The following is a 4,992-nucleotide window of genomic DNA, read 5'->3' on the forward strand; positions in this document are numbered from 1 at the left end:
TTCGGCCATCAATAACGATGGCGCGGCCAAGGCCGGCTATCTTGCCCCCTCGGTAGACGGCCAGGCAGAGGCGATTGCCGAAGCGCAGATGATTGCCGAAACACCTGCGGACACCATCGACTATATCGAGTGCCACGGCACAGGCACCTATCTGGGCGACCCGATTGAGGTGGCCGCACTTACGCAGGCGTTTCAGGAAACCACGGACGAGGTGGGGTTCTGCCGGATCGGGTCGGTCAAGACCAACATCGGGCATCTGGATACCGCAGCGGGCGTGGCCAGTCTGATCAAGACCTCGCTTGCGCTGCATCACAAACAGATTCCTGCCTCGCTGGGTTATGAAAAGCCCAATCCCGCGATTGATTTCGAAACCTCGCCTTTCAGGGTCAACGACACGCTCACCGATTGGGTCAGCCATAAAGGGCCAAGGCGCGCCGGTGTGAACTCGCTGGGTGTGGGCGGGACCAACGCCCATGTCGTGCTGCAGGAAGCGCCGGAATTGCCGCCATCAGATGCATCGGATTGGCCGTTTCAGATCCTGACAGTGTCGGGGCGCAACAAGGCTGCCCTTGATGCCAATTGCGCCACTTTGGCCGCACACCTGCGCGCAAACCCTGACCAGCCGCTTGCTGATGTGGCATGGACCCTGCAAAGGGGGCGTCGCGCGTTTGAGCGCCGCCGCGTGATTGTGGCCGAAACCCATGAAGACGCCGCAGCCCAGCTTGAAGCAAACGACCCCCGCCGCGCGTTCAGCCATACGGTCGTGGGTGAAGACCCCGATTATGTCTTCATGTTCCCCGGTGGTGGCGCGCAATATGCTGGCATGGCGCGGGACCTTTACGAGACCGAGCCTGTCTTTGCGGAATGGATGGATCAGGGTCTGGCTATTCTGCAACCCAAGCTGGATTACGATATTCGTGCGCTTTGGCTGCCCGAACCCGGGCAGGAAGCCGCCGCTGATGCCAAGCTGACCCAACCGTCCGTGCAATTGCCGCTGATCATGATCGTGGAATATGCGCTGGCGCAGCTCTGGATGAGCTGGGGTGTGCAGCCGGCTGCCCTGACCGGTCATTCAATGGGTGAGAACACCGCCGCTTGTGTGGCAGGTGTGATGTCATTCGAGGATTGCATCGGTCTGGTCCATTTGCGCGGCAAGCTCTTTGATACCGTCCCTGCGGGTGGCATGTTGTCGATTGCGCTGCCTGCGGATCAGTTGGAGCCCTTCTTGGGCGATGATCTGGATTTGGGCGCTGTGAACGCCCCTTCACTCAGCGTCGCCACTGGTCCGCAATCTGCGCTGGATGATCTCGAGGCGCGGCTGAAGGCCAAGGATATCGACTGCCAGCGCATTCCGATTGATATCGCCGCACATTCGCGGATGCTTGACCCGATCCTGAAGGATTTCGGCGATTATCTGCGGTCGATTGAACTGCATGCCCCGAAAATCCCGTTCACATCCAATCGCACGGGTGCGTTGATCACGGATGAACAGGCGCAGGACCCCGAATATTGGGTGGGCCATCTGCGCGGTACGGTCCGCTTTGCCGATTGTCTGACCACACTGGCCGAGAAAGACGCGCGCGTCTTTATCGAAGTGGGGCCGGGCAAGGCGATGTCTTCGCTGGCGGGCCAGCACGGCAAAGTCACCGCGAATCAAGTGATTTCCAGCCTGCGCCACCCCAAGGATCACATCGCGGATGATGCGTATTTTATGGCGATGCTGGGCCGTGTCTGGGCCGTGGGCGGCACCTTTGACTGGGGCCAGATCTGGGGCGATGCGCGGCGTTTGCGCGTCCCGCTCCCGACCTACGCGTTCCAGCACGCCGCCTATTTCATCGAACCCGGCACAGCGACCACAGACGAGGCCAGCGAATGGCTGACCCGTAACACACCGCCCGATGAATGGGGTTACCGCCCTGCGTGGTTGCCACGTTATGCGGCCTGCGATGTGGACGTCACCGGTGATCTGTCCGAGGCGGACAAGCAGACATGGCTAGTGTTCGCCGATGATGCGGGCCTGTGCGGCGCCGCCGCTGAAAGGTTGCGCGCTGCTGGGCATCATGTGGTCACCGTGCGCCCTGGCGATACCTTTGCGCGTGATGGCGAGGGGGGATATTTCCTTGCGCCTGAACGTGGGCGCGAAGGCTATGATCTCCTGATCGCCGATCTCAACACCCGTGATCTGATCCCGACCCGCATTTTGCATGCCTGGATGATTACGGCGGATGAGAGTTTCCGCCCCGGTTCAAGCTTTTTCCACCGTGTGCAGGAACAGGGGTTCTATAGTCTGTTCTTCCTTGCCCAGGCGATTGGTGGCGAGGATTTGCCGGGCGATATTCACATGACTGTGCTGTCAAACGGCGCCGCCCAGCATAAAGGTGAGGCTCTGCCGCATCCTGAGAAAGCCACGCTTGCAGGGCCTGCACGGGTGATCCCGCGTGAATTTCCGCATCTGACCGTCGCGACGCTTGATTTAGAATTGCCCCAGCCCGAGGGGCGCAAGAAACGCAGGATGGCCAAGGCCGATACCGACCGTTTGGTAGGCCATATCCTTGAGGATGCGCTGTCCGATCCGGGCAATGGCACCGCGTTGGTGCGTGGGGGTAAGCGGTTTGCGCTCACCTATAAACCTGCGGCGTTGACGGATTTGCCCGATGACGGCCCGCTGCCTGTTTTGAAAGACAAAGGTGTCTATCTGATCACCGGTGGTTTTGGTGGCATCGGCCTGACACTGGCCGAGGCGCTGATCAAACGCTGTGGCGCGCGGATTGCGCTGCTGTCGCGCAGTGCTTTGCCACCGCGTGAGGCATGGGAGACGACGCTAAAGAACACCCCGCCTACCGCGTCACTCGCGCGGCGCATCAAGGCGGTGCAGGCGCTTGAGGCGCTGGGCGGTGAGATCCTCTCGGTCGCCGCAGATGTCAGCAATGTGGAAGATATCCGCGACGCCCGCGCGAAAATCGAGGCCGCTTTCGGGCCGATCAACGGGGTGATCCACGCCGCAGGTCATATTGATGATGCGCCCATCATGGCCAAGGATGTGACCAGTATCGAAGATGTTTTTGCCCCCAAAATCCACGGCACCCAAGTGCTGGACGAGGTGTTCCCCGACGGCGATCTGGATTGGCTTGTGCTTTTTGCGTCAAGCTCGACCGCGACAGCACCCATCGGACAGGTCGATTATGTGGCCGCCAATGAATACCTGAACGCCTATGCCAAATCGCGCAGCGGCGGTGCGACGATGGTGCGCGCGATCAACTGGGGTATCTGGGCCGATGTGGGCATGGCCGCCGATGCGATGGAAGAACGCGCAGGTGCCGCCGCCCCCGCAGAAGTAACCGATGTCAGTGCACCAATGCTGGATCACGCGACGTTTGACCGTGCGGGCGCGCGTGTCTTTACTGCATCCTACACGGTGGCGGACCGTTGGTTTCTGGATGAGCACCGCACCAAGGCCGGTGACGCGCTGGTGCCCGGCACCGGATATCTGGAGATGGCGGCAGAAGCGCTGCAAAGCATGGGCGAAAAGGCCGCTTTTGAAATCCGTGATCTCTATTTCCTGCGTCCCTTTGCGGTGGGGGATACCGGCTCGGTTGACCTGCGCCTCACCTTGCCGCGCAGTGAGGCGGGCTATGAGTTTTTGGTGGAAAGCGGCGCGGATGGGGCCTTTACCCAGAACGCGCAGGCCAGTTTGCAGATATTACCGATGGGCGCCCCTGCGCCGCTGGATATTGATGCCATCGCCGCGCGCTGTGCGCCGCCGATCGAGGCGGGTGAACTGGGCTGGATTGCTTCACCGCAAGAGGCGCATCTGAAATTCGGTCCGCGCTGGCGGGTCCTGCAATCCACCGCCCTTGGCGATGGTGAGGGGCTTGCCACGCTGGCGCTGCCGCAGGCCGCGGCGGGGGATCGTGATGCAGGCTATCTGCTGCATCCCGGCATGATGGATTTGGCCACGGGCTGGGCCATGAAGCTGATCAAAGGCTACACCGCGCAGCACCTTTGGGTGCCGGTGTCCTATCGGTCGGTCAAGGTCTATGCGCCGCTGCCCGCACAGGTGGTCAGCTGGGTACGCAACGCGCGCGACAACACGTCAGACAGCGACATCGCCAGTTTTGATATCACGCTTGTCGCACCGGACGGGACGGTCTGTGTCGACGTCACCGGATTTACGATCCGCCAGATGGCCGAGATGGCAGGCTTTGGCGCGCAAGAACCCGCCCCTGCAACGGCGGGGCAGAATAATGTGGCTCGCCCGCTGTCGCCCGCAGAGGAACGGCTGCGCCACAACCTGTCGCAAGGCATCCGTGCTGAGGAGGGGGCGGATCTGTTTTTGCGTGCGCTCTCGAGCCCGCATCAACAGGTGATCCTGTCTTCGCTTGATCTGGATGCCTTGATCGCGCAGGCGGGCCAAAGTGATGACGATGATGCCGAGGACGGACAGAAATTCTCGCGGCCGCAACTCGATAGTGACTACGTCGCGCCCGAAGGCCCGATCGAAGAGCGGCTGGCCGGTTTCTGGCAGGACCTTCTGGGTGTCGATCAGATCGGCGCCGAGGACAGTTTCTTTGATCTGGGCGGGCACTCCCTGATTGCGGTGCGGCTCTTTGCGCAAATCCGCAAGGCGTTTTCTGTCGATTTCCCGATTTCCGTGCTGTTCGAGGCCCCGACAATCCGCAAATGTGCGACGCTGATTGCCGCACGCGGTGTGACTGTTGAGGGCGGGGATACGCCAGCCGACGCCCCCAAAGCGCCTGCGCGGCGCTTTACCCATCTGGTGCCGATGCATCAGGGAGAGGGCGGGCGCAAACCGCCGTTCTTCCTTGTGGCGGGCATGTTCGGCAACGTGTTGAACCTGCGCCATCTGGCGCACCTGATCGGCAGCGACCGTCCTTTCTATGGATTGCAGGCGCGCGGACTTCTGGGTGACGAAGAACCGCATCGCACGATCGAGGCCGCTGCCGCCGACTATATTGCCGAGATGCGGCAGGT

At 61.5% G+C, this 4,992-nt stretch carries 1 protein-coding gene; it reads left to right on the forward strand.

Going from position 1 to position 4,992, the window contains the following annotated elements:
- Positions 1–4,992 (forward strand): type I polyketide synthase (locus tag VGP75_RS10650; RefSeq protein WP_327543643.1); only part of this gene is annotated, 4,992 nt, incomplete at both ends.

Source organism: Yoonia sp. (assembly GCF_036007805.1).
In the GTDB taxonomy this organism is placed as follows: domain Bacteria; phylum Pseudomonadota; class Alphaproteobacteria; order Rhodobacterales; family Rhodobacteraceae; genus Yoonia.